Source organism: Streptomyces sp. NPDC054786 (assembly GCF_053611685.1).
This window is the reverse complement of sequence record NZ_JBSHAW010000007.1, coordinates 135,361-152,273: the sequence shown is the minus strand read 5'-3', so window position 1 is coordinate 152,273 and position 16,913 is coordinate 135,361. Positions and strand designations below refer to the sequence as shown.

Annotated in this window: 16 protein-coding genes and 4 pseudogenes; 10 read left to right on the top strand and 10 right to left on the bottom strand. The window is 68.2% G+C overall.

What is annotated here, in order from left to right; translation table 11 throughout:
• Positions 1 to 10 precede the first annotated feature (10 nt).
• From ACWGI6_RS08690 to ACWGI6_RS08670, 5 genes and pseudogenes are all read left to right on the top strand, one after another.
• Complete coding sequence (locus tag ACWGI6_RS08690) at positions 11 to 1,150, top strand: anion permease (RefSeq protein ID WP_453266815.1); 1,140 nt, start codon at positions 11 to 13, stop codon at positions 1,148 to 1,150.
• 134 nt (positions 1,151 to 1,284) lie between these two features.
• Positions 1,285 to 1,524 carry a hypothetical protein gene (locus ACWGI6_RS08685; protein ID WP_453266814.1) on the top strand — a complete coding sequence of 80 codons (240 nt, stop codon included), beginning with the start codon at positions 1,285 to 1,287 and terminating at the stop codon, positions 1,522 to 1,524.
• 769 nt (positions 1,525 to 2,293) lie between these two features.
• Complete coding sequence (locus ACWGI6_RS08680; protein ID WP_453266813.1) at positions 2,294 to 2,602, top strand: hypothetical protein; 309 nt, start codon at positions 2,294 to 2,296, stop codon at positions 2,600 to 2,602.
• Positions 2,603 to 2,645: 43 nt separating this feature from the next.
• A pseudogene (locus tag ACWGI6_RS08675) lies at positions 2,646 to 2,762 on the top strand (IS5/IS1182 family transposase); the annotation flags it as partial.
• Positions 2,736 to 3,062: a TetR-like C-terminal domain-containing protein gene (locus ACWGI6_RS08670; protein ID WP_453266869.1), complete on the top strand. Its 327-nt coding sequence runs from the start codon at positions 2,736 to 2,738 to the stop codon at positions 3,060 to 3,062. The pseudogene ACWGI6_RS08675 and the gene ACWGI6_RS08670, both read left to right, overlap by 27 nt.
• Here ACWGI6_RS08670 and ACWGI6_RS08665 read toward each other — a convergent pair.
• Positions 3,050 to 4,528 (bottom strand): glycoside hydrolase family 43 protein, encoded by a 1,479-nt coding sequence (locus ACWGI6_RS08665; protein WP_453266812.1) that lies wholly within the window; start codon positions 4,526 to 4,528, stop codon positions 3,050 to 3,052. The genes ACWGI6_RS08670 and ACWGI6_RS08665 overlap by 13 nt on opposite strands.
• A gap of 396 nt (positions 4,529 to 4,924) precedes the next feature.
• Complete coding sequence (locus ACWGI6_RS08660) at positions 4,925 to 5,065, bottom strand: hypothetical protein (RefSeq protein ID WP_453266811.1); 141 nt, start codon at positions 5,063 to 5,065, stop codon at positions 4,925 to 4,927.
• A gap of 183 nt (positions 5,066 to 5,248) precedes the next feature.
• Here ACWGI6_RS08660 and ACWGI6_RS08655 point away from each other — a divergent pair, with 183 nt between their 5' ends.
• Positions 5,249 to 5,377 (top strand): hypothetical protein, encoded by a 129-nt coding sequence (locus ACWGI6_RS08655; RefSeq protein ID WP_453266810.1) that lies wholly within the window; start codon positions 5,249 to 5,251, stop codon positions 5,375 to 5,377.
• A gap of 624 nt (positions 5,378 to 6,001) precedes the next feature.
• On the opposite strand, the gene ACWGI6_RS08650 is transcribed toward ACWGI6_RS08655, so the two are convergent.
• The 3 genes from ACWGI6_RS08650 to ACWGI6_RS08640 all read right to left on the bottom strand — a co-directional run bounded on the left by ACWGI6_RS08650 (position 6,002) and on the right by ACWGI6_RS08640 (position 7,618).
• Positions 6,002 to 6,835, bottom strand: coding sequence for a PIG-L family deacetylase (locus ACWGI6_RS08650; RefSeq protein WP_453266809.1), 834 nt, complete (start codon positions 6,833 to 6,835; stop codon positions 6,002 to 6,004).
• Positions 6,832 to 7,206 carry a transposase gene (locus tag ACWGI6_RS08645; RefSeq protein WP_453266868.1) on the bottom strand — a complete coding sequence of 125 codons (375 nt, stop codon included), beginning with the start codon at positions 7,204 to 7,206 and terminating at the stop codon, positions 6,832 to 6,834. Before ACWGI6_RS08645 ends, ACWGI6_RS08650 begins: the two co-directional genes overlap by 4 nt.
• Positions 7,207 to 7,318: 112 nt before the next feature.
• Positions 7,319 to 7,618 carry a hypothetical protein gene (locus tag ACWGI6_RS08640; protein WP_453266808.1) on the bottom strand — a complete coding sequence of 100 codons (300 nt, stop codon included), beginning with the start codon at positions 7,616 to 7,618 and terminating at the stop codon, positions 7,319 to 7,321.
• A 755-nt stretch (positions 7,619 to 8,373) separates the two neighbouring features.
• Between ACWGI6_RS08640 and ACWGI6_RS08635 the strand changes: the two genes are divergently transcribed.
• Positions 8,374 to 9,189, top strand: a complete 816-nt coding sequence (locus tag ACWGI6_RS08635; protein ID WP_453266807.1) for an SDR family NAD(P)-dependent oxidoreductase — start codon at positions 8,374 to 8,376, stop codon at positions 9,187 to 9,189.
• Positions 9,190 to 9,635: 446 nt separating this feature from the next.
• Here ACWGI6_RS08635 and ACWGI6_RS08630 read toward each other — a convergent pair whose 3' ends face one another.
• The 4 genes from ACWGI6_RS08630 to ACWGI6_RS08615 form a co-directional block, all read right to left on the bottom strand.
• Positions 9,636 to 10,334 (bottom strand): DUF4232 domain-containing protein, encoded by a 699-nt coding sequence (locus tag ACWGI6_RS08630; protein ID WP_453266806.1) that lies wholly within the window; start codon positions 10,332 to 10,334, stop codon positions 9,636 to 9,638.
• Positions 10,335 to 10,875: 541 nt separating this feature from the next.
• A complete protein-coding gene (locus tag ACWGI6_RS08625; RefSeq protein ID WP_453266867.1) occupies positions 10,876 to 11,139 on the bottom strand; it encodes a hypothetical protein in 264 nt (87 codons plus the stop codon).
• A 1,487-nt stretch (positions 11,140 to 12,626) separates the two neighbouring features.
• A complete protein-coding gene (locus tag ACWGI6_RS08620; protein WP_453266866.1) occupies positions 12,627 to 12,914 on the bottom strand; it encodes a hypothetical protein in 288 nt (95 codons plus the stop codon).
• Positions 12,812 to 13,210, bottom strand: coding sequence for a hypothetical protein (locus ACWGI6_RS08615; protein ID WP_453266805.1), 399 nt, complete (start codon positions 13,208 to 13,210; stop codon positions 12,812 to 12,814). Before ACWGI6_RS08615 ends, ACWGI6_RS08620 begins: the two co-directional genes overlap by 103 nt.
• 321 nt (positions 13,211 to 13,531) lie before the next feature.
• On the opposite strand from ACWGI6_RS08615, the pseudogene ACWGI6_RS08610 reads away from it, so the two are divergent.
• The 3 genes and pseudogenes from ACWGI6_RS08610 to ACWGI6_RS08600 form a co-directional block, all read left to right on the top strand.
• A pseudogene (locus ACWGI6_RS08610) lies at positions 13,532 to 14,401 on the top strand (IS5 family transposase).
• Positions 14,402 to 14,451: 50 nt separating this feature from the next.
• On the top strand, positions 14,452 to 15,258 hold the full coding sequence (locus tag ACWGI6_RS08605) for a hypothetical protein (protein WP_453266804.1): 807 nt from the start codon (positions 14,452 to 14,454) through the stop codon (positions 15,256 to 15,258).
• 98 nt (positions 15,259 to 15,356) lie between these two features.
• Positions 15,357 to 16,082 (top strand): annotated as a pseudogene (locus ACWGI6_RS08600) (DDE-type integrase/transposase/recombinase); the annotation flags it as partial.
• Between the two features lie 468 nt (positions 16,083 to 16,550).
• On the opposite strand, the pseudogene ACWGI6_RS08595 reads toward ACWGI6_RS08600, so the two are convergent.
• A pseudogene (locus tag ACWGI6_RS08595) lies at positions 16,551 to 16,834 on the bottom strand (hypothetical protein); the annotation flags it as partial.
• Positions 16,835 to 16,913: the final 79 nt, after the last annotated feature.

Below are 16,913 nucleotides of genomic sequence, written 5' to 3'. Positions count from 1 at the left end.
GAGGACCGGGATGGCATCTGTCTCCTTCCTGCTCGTGGCCGTGATCCTCACCGCCCTGGCCTTCGACTTCACCAACGGGTTCCACGACACCGCCAACTCGATGGCCACCTCCATCGCCACCGGGGCGCTGAGCCCCCGGGTCGCCGTCGCCGTCGCGGGCCTGCTCAATCTGGGCGGAGCCTTCCTCTCCACGGAGGTAGCCAAAACGATCTCGGGCGGCATAGTCCAAGACAGCGAAGTGTCCCTGGTGATGATCTTCGCCGGGCTGATCGGGGCGATCCTGTGGAATCTGGTTACCTGGCTCCTCGGACTGCCCTCCAGCTCGTCCCACGCCCTGTTCGGCGGGCTGATCGGCGCGGTGTGGGTGGGGGCCGGGGGTTCCGCGGTGCGCTTCGGCGCGATCATCGAGAAGATCCTGATCCCTGCGGTGGCCTCGCCGGTGGTGGCCTGCGTGGTGGCGCTTCTGGCCACCTACCTCGCCTACACGATCACCCGGAGGACCCCGGCGCGCGCCGTCGGAAAAGGCTTCCGTGCGGGACAGATCGGGTCGGCGTCCTTGGTGGCACTGGCGCACGGCACCAATGACGCCCAGAAGACGATGGGGGTAATCACCCTGGCGCTCATCTCGAGCGGGGTGCTCAGCCATGGCGCGGGGCCGCCCTGGTGGGTGGTGCTGAGCGCGGGCCTGGCGATCTCCCTGGGCACGTACGCGGGCGGCTGGCGGATCATCCGGACCATGGGCAAGGGACTCACCGACATCCAGGCCCCGCAGGGGTTCGCCGCCGAGAGCAGCGCGACCGCGGTGATTCTCGCCTCGTCGCACATGGGCTTCGCGCTGTCGACCACCCAGGTGTGCACGGGCAGCATCCTCGGCGCGGGGCTGGGCCGCAGGCTGGCACACGTGCGCTGGGGCGTCGCAGGGCGGATCGCGGTGTCCTGGTTGCTGACACTGCCGTCCGCGGCCGCCGTGGGAGGCGTGGCAGCGTGGGTGGCTGGTCGGGGCGATGCGGGGGTGGCCCTGGTGGCGGGTGTCGCCCTGGCCGCCGCGGCAGCTTTCTACGTGCTCTCGCGCCGCCGCCCGGTGAGCCCTGAGAATGTCAATGAGGCGCCGCAAAACGCGGCGAAGCCCGCTGTCAGGTCGGCCTCCTGAGCCGGCCCGACCGGGCGGGCCGTCGCCGAGGCAGAGGCAGAAGCAGAGGCAGAAGCAGAGGCAGAGGCAGAGGCAGAGGCAGAGGCAGAGGCAGAGGCAGAGGCAGAGGCAGAGGCAGAGGCAGGAGGAACGGGATGGATATCGACTGGGGCACTCTGGCCGGGGTCTTCGGAGTCAGCCTCGGGATCACCGTGGTGGTCGTCGTGATGTTCTCGCTCGGCCTGGCCACCTGGGCCCACGCCGGACACGGGGAGCCCGCCCCCGACACGCCTCCAGGCCGGCACCAGAAGCTGGCAGCCGTCACGGCCGTGCTGTGCTTCGCCGCCTGCCTCGCGGTCGCCGCCTACGGGATCGATCTGATCGTTCCCGTCTGAACCCGCTCCTGCCACCTCACTCCCCCGCTGCGCGAGGTGCCCCGCACACCGGACCCGGGAAAGTGGCGGCGCCAGCAGGTGTCGGAGGCGGACTGAAGAACCGAGCAGTGTCGGAGCGCTGCTGGGCACGCGGCTCACCTGCTACGAGAAGGTGCTTGGGGAAGTCAGGGCATCGCATATCCGCATCTGTGCAGGTCAAGGCCCAGTGGCGGATGGCCTCTGCGTCGCGCACCAGGACTGCCGGGCTGTGGGGCTGCATGGGCGTCCGTGGGTGATCCAGGAGAGACTGGAAGGGGTATCTGCGCCGGGTCGTGTCGAGGCCACTCCCTGACCGTGCACAGCGGCTGATCAGCGGTTGCGGAACTTCGCGTGCGCCCTGTCTGTTGCGCCTCAGCTACGCCGCGGCGTAGCGGCTCTGGGCCAGGTGGGCCGCGGGAGTTATTGAGCGTCGTCGTGGTGTTGCCTCTCGACGTGCTGGTCAGTAGAGGGCGGTGGTGGTGCGTGACGCTGGGCCGCCGCGGCCTCCAGGTTCGGGCGGGCTACCGCCTGCAACTGCAGGTATCGCCAGCCTTGTTGGCGTGGCTGGTCAGCCTTGGGGCTGGTGGTGCCGCGGCGCACTGGCTGCTCTGACGAGGGCTACAGCCATGCCACGCCCACCCCAGGCGGGGCATCGCCTTGGCGGCGAATACCGCGTTCATTCGTTTAGTGATCGTTTATTGAGGCTCGGCAGGATGTGAAGTGTCGAGAAGGATCCTTCACAGGGGACGGTATGGCCAAGCTCTATCTGGAGAAGCTCAAGTGCGTCACGACTGAGGGCTGGAGCGGCTTCGACGAGCCGCTGCTTGTTGTCCAGAATCGTGGCACTGTATGGAATGGGACGGTGCTGGGAGACCGGATGTACACCGTCAAGTACGACTGCGACTTCACGGGAACGATTGCCGTCTCTCTCGGAGAGGTCGGCGGAGCAGTCGGGGATGGCACGCTCGGGGAGCAGTGGATCACGGATACGCCTGGTGAGCGCAGTCTGCGCTTCAGGGCGGATGGTGCTGAGTACAACCTGCTGTATGCGGTGGAGTAAGCGGTGTCCCGTAACTGCTGGTCACAGATGAGATGTTCTTGTGGTGGCTGGTGTGATCACAACGTCGGAGCCCTCCTGGACAGCCCCGTTCACCGGGCTGAGCCCGCGGCAGTTCGGCAAAGTGGTCACTGCGATGCGGCGCGAGGGCGCGGACCCGGTCTACGTGCGCTGGGGAATCGATCAGCCCGGCCACTACCGCACCCTCTTCGGCGGGCGGATGCCGGACGACCTTGTCCCCGGATCAACGCACGGTGCCGGCGCCGAACTTCTTGAGGTTGTCGTGACCTCCTTGGCGGCCGCCGCCGACGCAGGACTGTGGCACACCGGGGGCTGGTGGGAGTGGCCAGATCTCACCAGCGGGTCATCGGTCAACTCGACGCCGGCCCGCAACGGCATCCGGCGCCCAACCACCGGACACCCCGCAGCAGTCAGGCCGTCGGGGCGGTCTCAGCCGGTGTAGACCTCGGCCCGGTCCACGCTCACGAAGGATGCGGTGGACGGTGCGCTGTGTTTCCCGGTGACCCGAACGCGCAGGGTGTGCCTGCCGGAGGCCAGCCGCGGGCTGAGGTACTGGAGCGTCTCGCCCGTCCGGGGCGACCCGTAGAAGTCGACGTGCTGCTCGGGGCCTCCGTCGACGCTGATGGCGGCGATGCCATTGCCGGTGTCCTGTACGGACAACAGTGCGATACGGGTGCCGATGAAGGTGAAGTCCGCAGTGTTGCCCGCCCGGTCGCTCCAGTGGTCGTCGTCCCAGAAGCACTGGGTCGCGCACCCCGCCCCCGACTTCCAGGCACCCTGGTAGGAGACCTGGCCGGCTCCACTGGATCGGCCGTTGTCGTTGATCCAGTAATTGCCGTTGCCCGGGTCACCGGCAGGCAGGTCTTGCGTCGCGCCCAGGGCGAACGGCCGGCCCAGGTCCGGGCTGCCGTCCGCGTGCCATCCGATCGGCTGGGCCCGGGTCGTGCGGTTGCTGTAGGCGTAACCCGCGGTCGTCTTGGCGTGGTAGACGATCCAGTCCTGGGTGCCGTCGGGTGACCGGAAGAAGGCGTGGTGACCAGGGCCGTAGACCCCCTTGGAGTCGTTGCGGCCGAAGACCGGGCCGGGATGCTGCCGCCAGTTGCCGGGCGTCAGGGGGTCGGCGTTGTCCGGCAGGGACAGCATCCACAGCTGGTAGTCGGGCTTGCCGGTGTCGCAGGTCGAGTACGTCAGCCAGGTACGTCCGTTGCGGTTGAGGAACTCGGGCGCCTCGCGGACCTCTGGGCAGCCCCCGTCGGCCTTGAGGGCCACCGCGTCACCGGAGACGGTGTACGGGTTCGACATCGGGACGATGTTCAGACCGTTGTGCTGGTAGGGGTTGAGCCCCGAATACGCCAGGTAGAGCTTGCCGTTGTGCTGGAAGACGCTGGGGTCGATGGCAAAATCGTTAGCGTGGTGGGGCGGAGTCAGCTTCGCCTTGAAGTGGTACGGCCCGGCGGGGTCATCGGCGTCCGATTCCAGAACGTACAGCCGGTGATGGTCGTCCGTACCGTCGTCGGCCGTGTAGTACATGTACCAGCGGTCCCCGAAACGGTAGAACTCGGCCGCCCAGATGTGCTGGTTGCGTGTGGGGTCGGTGTCCCGCCACACGGTCACCGGGTCCGCGTCGAGCAGCGTGCCGAGCGAGGGCGAACTCCACATCTTGATGCTGTCGCCCTGGGTGGTGGTGAGGTGGTAGGCCCCTTTCGCATACGTCATGAAGGGGTCCGGCCCCGTGTTCAGCGGATTTCGGAACGTCCCCGCGGCCTTGACCGCCGGCGTCCGCCCCTGCCCCGCCCTCACCCCCGCTCCCGGCTGCGGTTTGCCCGCCTGGTCCTGTACGGCCCAGACCAGGCCGAGGAGCAGGGAGAGTATGGCTGCTAACAGGGCGATTTTCAGCTGACGAGGCATCAGCGAGACTCCTCATGGTGGCGCAATTGCTGGGGCATCGGGCTTGCATCCGGACGGACGTCACCCGGCAGCTATGCCATAACAGGCCTCCCCCTGATATCAACAGGTCCCGCCACAAAAGATCGCGCGGGGTCGGGGTGGTGACGACGGCGCCGTGCCAGGGGGCGCTCGGTTACCCGTTGTGGTCCAGGTTGCGGTACCAGTCCAGTGCGCCAGTGAAACCCGCGGCGTAGTTGGCGGTGAGCTCGTCAGGTCCTCCTCGGTGAGCCAGTCCGGCAGCTCCTCGGGTCGGTCATGTCCGCGAGCCAGCCCGGGCCGACTTGCCATCGAGCCGTCCGGCGGTCCGGCGGTCCGGCGGTCCGGCGGTCCGGCGGTCCGGCGGTCCGGATGGTGGGCCTAGCTTCCCGTCGCGACGCTGGTGGTGACAACAACCGCGACGATGACCGCCTCCACGTCACGGATCACCCCACGCACGCTCTCGGCCGCCCACTGCCCGGCCGCGACCGCCGCCCATCCGGCCGGCCTGTGGAACGTCATGGACGACCGGGTCGAGTGCGTTGCCGGGCTCGCGCGGGTCAGCGGGAGCATGGCCATCGGCCCGCGTGACACGCCCACCAGCTGGCGCGCCGAGACGGCAAGCATGCGCCTTCCAAAGACGACAGCGCCGCACCGCCGACTCCCGCGTCGCGACCATCGCGACGCGAGCGGGGGGTGCTGGTCATGCCGGCACAGGAACGAGAGGCCACGCTGGGCCGGATCCGCGCTTTCCTCGCGAGTAGGCCGGAGACCGCCCACGGCGACTTCACCCTCCCGATGCTGACCGGCGTATTGCGCGTCCGGCGGCTGTGAAGCATCACGTCGACGACGATCAATGACACGCCGCACACCGTCTTACAAAGACGGCTGATTCGTCTGGCGCTGACAGTCGGTCCACATCGCTCGGAGACGGCAGCGATGACCAACGCCAACTCGTGTGCTCGCTCGCCACTGGCAGCGCACGAGTGCGGTTGTGCACGGAGGACCGGCGCGCCAAGGGCCCCGGTCGCACGCCGTACTCCTTTGTTTCAGCGTGGGTGTGCGACCGGGACCCCGTCCCGGGGCGGACGGGTGTGAGGATGCCCCCGCTTCCGAGGCCCGTCCGCCCGTTCGGCTGTCCGACGGAATTGCTGTAGGGTCTCGCGGTTGGTGTCGGAGACCTGTCTGTCTTGATCGGAGCAGACCGCCGGGCTTGTGACCTGGGCTTTCGCGCACCTTCCGAGTCAGCAGCCCCAGGTCTCTCACCTGTGCGGTTGCCAGGTGGTTTGGGAACGAGCACGGTGTCGGGTCACAAGTGCGGGCACGCGTCGACGCCGTCGGCGAGGGCCTGGACGCGGGCTGCCGGAGCGGAACTCGCGTGGACAAGCCTCCGGGTGTGTGACCCGCTCGATCGCGCCGTGCGGTCAATGCGCGATCCCGGCCGGTCGGACGGGCGGATCAGCGCAGTCCGGCGAAGAGATCGTTCTCGGGTACGGCCGCGCCGGTGGCGTCCTGGACACGTACGAAGGTCTCCATGCCCATCAACTCGCCGAACCTCTCCTTGCCCATCTTGAGGAAGAAGATGTTCTCGCCCTGACTGGCGTGCGCGGCCAACGCGTCGAACTTCTGACCGCTGAACGCGGTGGTATCCACCCACGTGGTGATCTCGTCGTCGGGGAGGCCGATCTCGGCTATCGCGGCGGCCTCGGCAGGATCCGGCTCCGGCATGTCCTCATGAAACTCGCGCATGATCTCGCCGAACCGCTGCATCATCGAGCGGGGCATCGTGGTCCAGTAAACCTTCGGAGTCAGCGCGGCCATCTCCAGCGCCGCCATCGTGATGCGGTGAGCCTGTATGTGGTCGGGGTGGCCGTAGAAGCCGTTCTCGTCGTAGGTGACGACCACATCAGGTCGGTAGTGCCGCATGAGTTCAGCGAGTCGGGCCGCGCCTTCCTGCACGGGGGTCCGCCAGAAGGATCCGGGGGCGTCGTTGCTCGGCCAGCCCGTCATCCCGGAGTCGGCGTAGTCCAGCATCTCCAGATCGCTGACCTTCAGGACGTCACAGCTCGCCTCAAGTTCTTGACGGCGCATCAAGGCGACCGCCGCCGGATCGTGCCCGGGATCGCTCGGCTTGACACCCCCCGGTCCGTCACCGCGACCGCCGTCGGTACACGTCACGAGAACCGTGCGGATGCCTTCCGCCGCGTACCGCGCGAGGACCCCTCCGGTTCCGGTGGCCTCGTCGTCGGGGTGGGCGTGTACTGCCATGAGCGTCAAGGGCCGGTCAGTCATGAAACAGTCCTCCTGCAGAAATACGTCTTGGTCCGAGTGCGCGGCGGGCGTACCGCGATCCTGGGGCCCGGATCCTGGTGGGGCGGACGACCTCGTGGTCTCCGTGTTCCCCGCCCGTGCGGCGCCGGTCCCTCGGTCGATGCAACCGTGCCGCCGGACCGGCTGTTCCCGGCGCGGCCGCTTGGTCTTTCAGGCGTCGGCATTTCCACGCGAACGAGGTACAGCTCGGGCAGATCACGCCACGGCGCCCCGGTGCGAAACCGCCACGCCGTCGCCTCGACCACCGTGCGTCGGTCTACCGGCGGACGGCCCGTAGCCTTCACAGCGGGAAACAGAGGCCCGAGCACGGCCCACGCCTCATCAGAGATCACGTCACGCGACACAAGCACAAGGCTGCGCCCGACGACTTCCAAGCCCCTCTAGCAACACGCTCCGAGGCTGACCGAGACTCGTTGTCCTCGCGCACCACGAAGCGTCTACTGGTCAGACGGGATCGGTGAACGAGATCGGCTTGCCGGTGGCGTGGGCATATGCGATCTCCCTGCTCGTGGACTCGCCGATATACCCGCCGGGGTTGACGACCAGAACCCGGTCAGCCAGGTCGATCTTGCGCAGGTGGAGGGCGTCCAGCGCGGTCTTCTGCTCGTTGGTGATCAACTCGTCTGCTTCGCCTGGCGCGACCACAATGACACTTGCGAAGGTCAGATCACGGTTCGCCGCACGCATCTCGTCCACGAACCGGGTAGAGCCGCAGATGCAGACAATCTCAGGTCGGTCGGGCACGGCTCAGTCCTTCGGTCGAACGGGAAACCGTCAGTGTGCACGGTGACATCACAGACAGGCACACGAGCCAACAGTTTACGCAGCGAGATGGACACCACGCGGCTGCACCGTCGCAGGCGGGAGGCGTGGCCCGTACTGGGAATGGCGCTGCTCGACGGCGAAGTCTGGGGTGCACCCGGCTCACCAGCTTCCTTGAGCAACACGGCCTAGCTAAACCGGGTTGTTCTGGTTCTCCAGAACAACCCGCAGCCCACCCAGCAGGCGGCCGTCGCCGATCCATGCAGCAACTGTGTATGGATCTCACTCGGACCATCGCAGGTCTGTGAAGTTGTGCCGCCCGGCACGGCAGGCCGCTGCAGCGGCTCCCTCTGTTCCCGGGTCGGTCTGGGGCACGAGCAGCACCCATGTGCCGTCCGGGTCGTGCGAATGCCAGGCTGCACCCCAGCCCCGCCGAGCAGCACGGCCAGGAGCACGAGCACCCCCAGGAGCAGCGGCCGGTGCGGCGAGCTGCAGCTACAGGCCCTGAGCGAGGGTCTGGCAGTACCCGAGGGAGATTGCCGCCGCCTCCGCCGTCACACCGTTCCACCGATTAACCGCCGCTTTGCTCGGCGCTGCCCTTCGCCGCGGTCGTTCCTCACCCCGCACCCAGCCGCGGTGCCGACGGCAGCGGCACCCGGCCGGCCCGGCGGTGCCAACGCTTCGTATGCTCGCCGTACGGGGCACCGGAAGCCGACCACCTTCGGAGGCGAACGACCATGTCGGAACAGCGTGTTGTCCTGGTGACGGGCGGGGGAACGGGAATCGGGGCCGCCACCGCCCGGCTGCTGCGCACCGCCGGGCACCAGGTCGTGATCTCCGGGCGGCGGCCCGAGCCACTGCGCCGAGTGGCCGAGGAGACCGGAGCGCTGGCCCACCCTTCCGACGCCGCCGACCCCGAGGCCGTGCGCGAGCTCGTCGAGACGACGGTGACGACCTACGGGAGACTCGACGGTGTGGTGCTCAACGCCGGAACCGGGCGGGGCGGCGCGGTCGGCGACACCGCGGTCGAGGACTGGGAAGCGCTGATACGGACCAACCTCACCGGCCCGTTCCTGCTGCTGCGTGCCGCTCTGCCGCATCTGCTGGCGGCCCGCGGCGCGGTGGTCGCGGTCGCCTCGGTCGCCGCGCTCCGCAACAGCGTCGGCAACGCCGCCTATGCGACGTCCAAGGCGGGTTTGCTTCACCTCTGCCGCTCCCTCGCCGTCGACTACGGGTCGCAGGGACTGCGGGCCAACACGGTGTGCCCGGGCTGGGTACGTACGGAGATGGCCGACCAGCGGATGGCGCGGTTCGCGGCGGAGGCGGGGCTGGCGGGCGGTGCCGAGGCGGCATACGAGGAGGCGAACCGGCTGACTCCCGCCGGGCGGCCGGGTGATCCGGAGGAGGTCGCCGAGGCGATCGACTGGCTGCTGTCGCCCGCCGCGTCCTACGTCAACGGGGCCGTCCTCACCGTCGACGGCGGGGTGACCACGGTCGGCGTCGGCGGTGCCGCCTTCGACCACCGGATCGAGGCGCGCACCCCGCGCCTGTAGCGGACTCCCGGACAGGCCCGTTCCGGTCGCGCCCGGCCTCGGGGCCACTCCGGATGAGCCCCTCCCGGGTGCGGGCCGGCGGGGTCACCTCCCGAACGACGTCTCGACTTCGCTGATGATGCTTCGGGCCAACTCAGTCACGTCGTCCTCGACGGCCGGGAACTCCACGTTGTCGAGCATCCCGGCCTGATCGAGGTGGTCGCGGATCTTGTGTGCTGCCCCAGGACGAGCCGCTGGTGTCCCAGGCGAAGGAGGCGCCGGCACGGCGAGTCCGAGGCCGTACCCACCGTTTGCCATCGCACCGCATGACGCGCACGGTCGGGAGGCTCGGCTTCCCCTCCCACGACCAGCCGGACAGGATCGCCGGCACACCGACGCCGTGCCGGCGGAGTGCGGGACGCGCAGTGCGGCGCGTCCGGGACGACGCACCACTGGCCGACGGGCCGTCAGAAGTCGTACGGCTTCTTGGTGCTCCAGTTCAGCACGTCGGCCTCGTTCCAGCTGAACTGCGGCTTCTCGCCCTGGATGTCGACGGAGTAGAAGGGGCCGTTGTGACCGTCCGCGCCGCGCAGCGCGATGGCGAACGACTGCGCCGTGTGGTTCTTCGAGCCGTAGTCGAAGAGGTTCACCGCGCTGTACGCCTTGCCGCCGGGCTGGAGCGTGAGGTGCTTGCCGCCGCCGGGGTTGTCCTTCTTCGAGTGCGGCAGTGCGGCAACGTCGACGTCGCTGCCGAGCTTCACGGACGGGTACGAGGTCACCCAGCACGGCTTGGTGCCCTTGTTCGACGCGGTGACCAGCAGGTGGTCGCCCTGCTGCCCGGCGAACCGGTGCACGGCGGTGAGCAGCATCTCGTCGCCGCGGCACTGCTGGGCGCCGGCCGTTGTGCCCTTGCCCGCGACCTCGTCCGTCCCGCCCGAGGCGGTCGTCGAGCGCGCACCCTTCTTGGTGTCACCGCCGCTGTTGGCCTGCTCCGCGCCGCCCTTGCCGTCCCCGGTGGACGCGGACCGGCTCTGCGCGGTACCGGCGGCGTGGTCGCCGCCCGCCGCCTTCGAGCCGCCGTCGGCGCCGCCGCAGGCTGTCAGGCCCAGCGCCAGCGCGGCGGTGACGGCGGCCAGGGTGGCGGTACGAATCCGGGAAGTACGCATGATCAGGGTCCCCCTGTGTTTCGTGCGGGAGTTTTCTTCGGCCGTTCCCGCGGTGTGGACACCACCTTTCCCGGGGCCACTGACGTTCCGGAAACGCCTCACTCACGTCCCGCAAACAAACCGCGCGAACGGGTGAGGCCGAGCCACGGGCGGCTGGAGTTCCGCACCGTGGATCTGGCGCCCGCAGGCGGCCCCGAACAGTCCCACCTGCCCCCATGACCACCACCGACCGGCAGCACCGCCCGCGCTCAACTGGCCAAGTGCGACGCTCAGTCACACTGGGAGCCTGGGAGCTGAGCCGAAGCACGGTAGGTGTCACCTGCGGCGTCGGCTGACCTGCGGCTTCGACCGGGGCGAAGCACGATGTTTGTCACCGGGACGGCACGCTGTCTGTCACCAGCAGTGCGCAAAACACAATCGGTGTCATCGGGCTCCGGCGCTCCGGCGCTCCGCCAATCGTCTGAGCTGCCCGGCAGCCCCGACGGATAGTAGCTGTGTCAGAACGCGTGCGCCGGGCCATGACGGAAGTCGCTTCAACCGGTCACAGACCGGCGACGTCCCCGGCCCTCTTCAGCACGGAGGCGAGCCTGTCCACCACGGCGTCGTGCCGCCTCGCGCGCGCCGCCTGCTCCGCCGGCACCAGCCGCACGGCGGCCTCCACGGCACAGGCGTCCGGGTCGCCGAAGGCAGTCCGCGGGTGCTCTCCCGTATCCGCGCAGTGCGCCGTGACATCCTTGACCGCCTGGAGCACGACTGCCCGGTCCACGCCCGGCTGCATGGCCAGCCGCACCTGGAAACGCGCCATCCACTTTTCGCGGTCCTTCTCCCTCGCCGCGTCCGCCCTCTGGTCCTCCTTCTTCGCCACGTGCTCTCCCGGGTGATCGGCAGCCGTGCGCCGCGAGTTGCCCAGGAGCTGGTTCGGCACCGACCAGCGGAGCCGGCCCTCGCGGTCGCTCGGGTCCTTGAGGCACTCGTACTCGTCGTGGTTGTGGTCCTTGTCGCGCCCCAACTCGACCCGGCGGGCGTGCAGCTGCTGCCCGCGGGTGCGCTGAGCCTCCTCGTAGGCGGCGGAGCCGGGGGGGCGAGTGGCGTCCAGGCCGACGGAGACGGCGTCGGTGCGGTCGCAGTCGCGGTCGCGGTCGGGCCGTGCGTACTCCCCCTCCAGGAAGGTCACGATCTCCGCAGTGGCCAGCGGCGCGGGTGCCGTCACCTGGACTCTGACTAAGCAGCGGTTATCCAGAGTCCACTCGCTGACGTGCACTCAGAGGGCTGTACGTGAATTGATGTCCGGTTTGTTACCGCCTTAACGTGTGGCCGTGCGGACTCCGGGCTGGTACGGACTTGGCCGTGCTGGAGTGACCGTTCCGGGGCACGGACATGTTCCCGGCCGCCGGCTTCAGCCCTGCTCGGCCACGGCAAAGGCGGCCATGCCGAGCCGGACGGCGCCGGTCAGCCGCCGCCGAGACCACCACCCTGTCGAAAATGGGTCTCCGGCATCCGGTTGTCGTGATTCAACGGTTCCTTCGTCCCCAGGCGGGCCCAGACCAAGAACGTCCCCAGACCCACAGCCAGCAGACCGACCGGTACGAGTATCGCGAGAGCCCACTCGGGCATGCCGCCTCCCCCTTAGCGCTTCCTGACCTTCCAAGCTCCGTGCCACCACGGTAGAGCCCACCACTGACAACGAAGCCCAGGAAAGGCGAACGGCCCCTCAGATGAGGAGCCGTTTCTCTAAGCGGTGAAGGTCAGAGGATCGACGGTTACGGCAGATCCGCCACAACCGATGCGATGGGGGTCAGGAACGGGGAGCAGGCAGTGATGGGCTGTCCTCGGCGACGAGGGAGTCTCGCCCGGCAGCCAGCTCGGGCACGTACTTTTAGGCATGGCTAGGTAGAAGCTGCAGACGCAGTCCAAGGCCTCCTCGGGGCCGCCGGCGAAGCTGCCCGTGGGCAGGATGGTGTCTTCGTACCTGCCACTGCCTGCGAGATGGAGAGCGAAGCGCCAGGTGCTGGTGAGTTCGGCTCCCACTCTCGTCGAGGCCTTGGAACCCGCTTGTTCGCGGCGACAGGTGGTCGCGGGCGGAGCGGTATCAGCTTTCAAGCCGCGCCTGCTCCGGTGGCACGGTCGCGGAGAGGGCGTGCAGATCGTCGAAGGCTTGGAGGAGATGTGCGTCCAAGCTCTGTGAGGGGTCGTCGATCCAGGCTTGGGCGGCGTGGTGGAAGGTGGCCCAGCCGGTCTGTGCGGCCAGGCTGGCCAGCCGGTCGGGGACATCGCGCTGACGTAGCGCCTCCGCTACGGCTTCGGTGAGGCGGCCTTGGCCAAGTCGCGTTCCCGGAGGGCTGGGGTCTTGGCGATGACCGCTAGCCGCGGCTCGGAGAACGGGCGGTTGTCCTCAAGGATTCGTCCGGCTTTCCGGAAGGCGCACAGCAGAATGCCGAGTGTCTGCAGGCCATCGGGGGCGTCGGCGACCTCCTGCGTCAGCGCGGCACGTAGGCCGGCTTCGCCATCGAAGAGCACCTCGCGTTTGTCCGGGACGTGCCGGAAGAACGTGCGCTCGTTGACGCCTGCCCGGGCGGCGATCTCAGCTGTGGTGGTCTGATGGTGAGCCAGACCTGCAACGCCGCCACCAGGAGGGAGCGCCCGTCCTTCACCCCGACGGACAGCAAGTCATGGAGCAGCATGCCCAAGGCAAATAGATTGCCTGCCGCGATGATGAATACCAAGGTCAGGGACACGAGGCGGGAGACTCCGGCCTCCCGAGTGAGGCGCTTGGGGTTGATCGCGAACAACGGTATGAGCAGCAGGAGTTCCAAGCCTGGCAGTACATAGCGCGGCGCGGCCAGCAGCTGTTGCGGCAAAGCCACGTAGAGGGCCATCGCCGAAAGGATGGCGATCACCCCTGGCAGACGTGCTTCTCCGCGCCGCTCGTGCCGGGGGTGCTTCGTACGAGCCACGGTGCGGACACCCGATAGTTCCCTCTCCTTCATAGCCTGCAACCTGCTGATGATCAAGGAGGCCGGAGTCCAGCCACCCGCGGACGGGCCCGAAGCCGGGCAGATGCGCTGACCGTCCTGCCATCACGACGAGAGAAGAGGTAAACAACGCTGCCTCCAACTGCAGTCGTAAGGCCGTGGATCGGCGATGGTCATTAGCGCGTGTATCGAAAGTGGATCTTGAGGGTGCGATGATCTTGCTTCGTGGCACGTGGAGATCTGACGGATGTGCAGTGGGCCCGCTTGGAGCCGCTGTTGCCGGTGAGTAAGAAGCCGGGACGCCCGCCGATATGGACCAGGCGGCAGCTGATCGACGGCATACAGTGGCGGACGCGGACCGGGGCTCCGTGGCGGGATGTCCCGGAACGGTACGGGCCTTGGGGTGTACGACCTGTTCCGCCGCTGGCAGCGGGACGGCGCCTGGAAGCGAATCCTGGCGGACCTGCAGGCCGACGCGGACGCCAAGGGCCTGATCACCTGGGATGTCTCGGTGGACTCCACCGTCGCCCGCGCCCACCAGCACGCCGCCGAGGCCCGCAAAAGGGGGACCTGCAGAAGGAACCCCCGGGCGGCGTCGAGACCGAGCCCGACCACCATGGCCTCGGGCGCTCGCGCGGCGGCCTGACCACCAAGGCCCATCTCGCCTGCGAGCAGGGGCAAAAGCCCCTGGCGATGCTGGTCACCCCGGGCCAGTGGGGCGACTCCCCGCAGTTCCGGGCCGTCCTGGGGCGTATCCGGGTGGCCCGGCCGCACGGTGGACATCCCAGGACCCGGCCGGTCCGGGTGCTCGGCGACAAGGCGTACAGTTCCCGCGCGAACCGCGCGTACCTACGCGAACGTGACATCCGCTGCACCATCGCCGCACCCGACAACCAGGCCTGCAACCGCAAGAAGCGCGGATCCGCCGGCGGCCGCCCGCCCGCCTTCGACCGCGAGGTCTACAAGCAGAGGCACGCTGTCGAATGCGGGATCAACCGCCCCAAAGGACACCGCGCGGTCGCGACGAGATACGACAAACTCGCCGTCCGCTACGAAGCCACACTGACTATCGCCGCCATCAACGAGTGGCTGTGACCAGAACAGTCGACGCGCCTCCTCCGTTTATGCAGTCGTACCATGCGACCATGACGCTCGAAATGTCCCTTGAGTGGATCAGTCAACCGGACGCGGAAGAGCGTCTCTACGAGGAGCTGTACGCAAGGGCTGGGCAACCCTTGCCTTCTCTGGACGATGACGAGAACCGCCCGCGCACCATCGGGAACGTCGCGGCTCGGCGCGAGGGGACTCTGCTGGGCTGGGCATGGCTCTACGAGGACCCAGACGGCGAGCACGCCGCACGCGTGCAGGCCCTGTATGTACCGCGCGAAGCCCGCCGCCTCGAAACCGGCCACTACAGCCCTCTCCCGCCGCCCGCCGAGGAGTTCGAGATGGTCACGGGCCTGTACCGCCGGGCCGCGCAAGAGGCCCGAGCCGCCAGCTACCGCACCCTGCGGTGGAGCGGCCCGGATACCGGTGCCGACGGCCAGGCCGCGACCGCCCTGAACGCATACGGACACGGCGAATACGCCCGTACCTGGAGCACCAACCCGGCCACGTGGCAGCCTCCTGTCGGCCTGCCCGACGCCCCCGCCCGGCGGCTGCCCGAACCGGACCTCACGCTGGCAACGGCGGACGCGGAAATCTCGGCCGCCATCGAGGGACACATGGCCCACCTCAACGCCGGGGAAGCAATCCGTTACCAGCGCACCAAGCCGCGCACCCTCGCCCCGCTCATCGCGCAACTCGTCACACACCTGCGGCACGACCACCCCACGGTCACCGAACTGAACATCTGGGAATTCGACGACACCGTACGCCAGGCCCTGCCACTGGCAGGGCTGAGCATCACCGAACGTCACATGGCGTATGAGCTTCCCCTCACACCTTCATGACCTCGTCGCACCCAGAGGCTCGGCCAGCACATTCGAAACACGCCCTAGATCTAAAACTGACGGAGGTTGTTGACAGGTGGGTCTCTGATTCCTAGGAGACCTGCATGGACGTCGTGGAGAAGATCTTGTGGCTGCGTCGTCAGCGCCACTTCGGCCCAGCCAAGATCGCCATGTACCTGCAGCGCTACCACGACGTGGCCATCAGCACATCCGGGGTCTGGCGGATCCTGAAGAAGGTCGGGCTGAACCGGCTGCCGGCCTCGCAGCGCTACAAGCGCCACACCACCCGCTGGAAGCGCTACGAGAAGCAGCGCCCCGGCCACCAGCTGCAGGTCGACGTCAAGTTCATCGAGCCGCTCGGCCAGAGCGGCCGCAAGAAGCGCTACTACCAGTACACCGCGATCGACGACTGCACCAGGTTGCGCATCCTGCGCGCCTACCCCCGCAACGACCAGAAGACCGCAGTCCAGTTCATCGACTACGTGCTGGCCAAGCTCCCCTTCGCCGTCGAGCAGGTCCAGACCGACAACGGTCAGGAATTTGGCCAGTCCTTCCACTGGCACCTGCTCGACAAGGGCATCGGCCACATCCGCATCAAGCCGCGTACCCCACGGCTGAACGGCAAGGTCGAACGATCCCACCGCATCGACTCCGAGGAGTTCTATCGCCTGCTGGAGGGACAGGCCATCGACGACGTCAGCCTCTTCAACATCAAGCTGCAGGAGTGGGAGGACTACTACAACTGCCATCGCCCCCACGGAGCCCTCGCCGGCTGGACTCCCTACGAACGCCTACGCCAGAAATCCCAAGACCCACTGTCATAGGCGTCCGTCAGTCGCACAACTAGACGGCGCGACTGTTCTCTTTCCCTGGGGGTGGCGCTCAAGGCACCGACGATCGGGCCGGATGCAAAGCAGAGGCGGCGGCGCCGCGGGGAACCGAAGAGCCTCCCAGGCGGAGATAGAGGGAGAGGCCGTGCCAGCTGCCGGTGATCCCGCCAACTGACCGCCCCGGTGCGTCGAGGCGAGGAGCGCGGTGAACCACCAGCCCCGGAGTGCAGAGCAGCGGGCCCCATGCGTCATCTGGGTGCTCGCCGCGGGCCCGTTCCTGCAGGGGGCACCACCGAGTTCGTCATCACACCGGCAACAGGACGCCCGCCTGCCAGGGCCACGGAGAACTCCTCGCCCAGGATCCCCGGGCAACAGACCCAGCCAGCACCGCCGCGTAAAAGCCCTGTGTAGCCAGCGGTCGCGCCATCAGGTTCATCCAGCAAGGAGCCCCGCTCGCGGGAACTAACGGGTGTGGTCAGCAGCTGCTAGGGCTCGGCAGTACAGATCCTTGCGCAGTTCCAGCTTGTTCATGGTCGAGCGGCCCTCGTCGCTCTTCTTCGCCTCTTCATACACCTGGCCCCTCGTCGCGTCCTGCAAGCCGCCGCTGGAGGGCCGCCACCCCGCTGCGAGGATGACTTCGGATCCCGGGTCGAGGCCTCGCCGGCCGACTTCCCGTCCCCTGATCTCGCACGTTCCTTGTTGACGGTCCACGCGGCGATCTCCTTCAGGTGCAAACAGCTAGCTCCCAAGCCGCCCCTGCACCCAGGCGCGTGGTACCGCCTGCCCTTACCCAAGCAGCTGGTTTGGCGGACAAGAAGTACTCGG

Excerpts from the sequence above, each read along its gene's own strand:
- ACWGI6_RS08690 (WP_453266815.1), top strand. The coding sequence starts at position 11 with ATGGCATCTGTCTCCTTCCTGCTCGTGGCCGTGATCCTCACCGCCCTG.
- ACWGI6_RS08685 (WP_453266814.1), top strand. The coding sequence starts at position 1,285 with ATGGATATCGACTGGGGCACTCTGGCCGGGGTCTTCGGAGTCAGCCTC.
- ACWGI6_RS08680 (WP_453266813.1), top strand. The coding sequence starts at position 2,294 with ATGGCCAAGCTCTATCTGGAGAAGCTCAAGTGCGTCACGACTGAGGGC.
- ACWGI6_RS08670 (WP_453266869.1), top strand. The coding sequence starts at position 2,736 with ATGCGGCGCGAGGGCGCGGACCCGGTCTACGTGCGCTGGGGAATCGAT.
- ACWGI6_RS08665 (WP_453266812.1), bottom strand. The coding sequence starts at position 4,528 with ATGCCTCGTCAGCTGAAAATCGCCCTGTTAGCAGCCATACTCTCCCTG.
- ACWGI6_RS08660 (WP_453266811.1), bottom strand. The coding sequence starts at position 5,065 with ATGACGTTCCACAGGCCGGCCGGATGGGCGGCGGTCGCGGCCGGGCAG.
- ACWGI6_RS08655 (WP_453266810.1), top strand. The coding sequence starts at position 5,249 with ATGCCGGCACAGGAACGAGAGGCCACGCTGGGCCGGATCCGCGCTTTC.
- ACWGI6_RS08650 (WP_453266809.1), bottom strand. The coding sequence starts at position 6,835 with ATGACTGACCGGCCCTTGACGCTCATGGCAGTACACGCCCACCCCGAC.
- ACWGI6_RS08635 (WP_453266807.1), top strand. The coding sequence starts at position 8,374 with ATGTCGGAACAGCGTGTTGTCCTGGTGACGGGCGGGGGAACGGGAATC.
- ACWGI6_RS08630 (WP_453266806.1), bottom strand. The coding sequence starts at position 10,334 with ATGCGTACTTCCCGGATTCGTACCGCCACCCTGGCCGCCGTCACCGCC.
- ACWGI6_RS08625 (WP_453266867.1), bottom strand. The coding sequence starts at position 11,139 with ATGGCGCGTTTCCAGGTGCGGCTGGCCATGCAGCCGGGCGTGGACCGG.
- ACWGI6_RS08615 (WP_453266805.1), bottom strand. The coding sequence starts at position 13,210 with ATGGCCCTCTACGTGGCTTTGCCGCAACAGCTGCTGGCCGCGCCGCGC.
- ACWGI6_RS08605 (WP_453266804.1), top strand. The coding sequence starts at position 14,452 with ATGACGCTCGAAATGTCCCTTGAGTGGATCAGTCAACCGGACGCGGAA.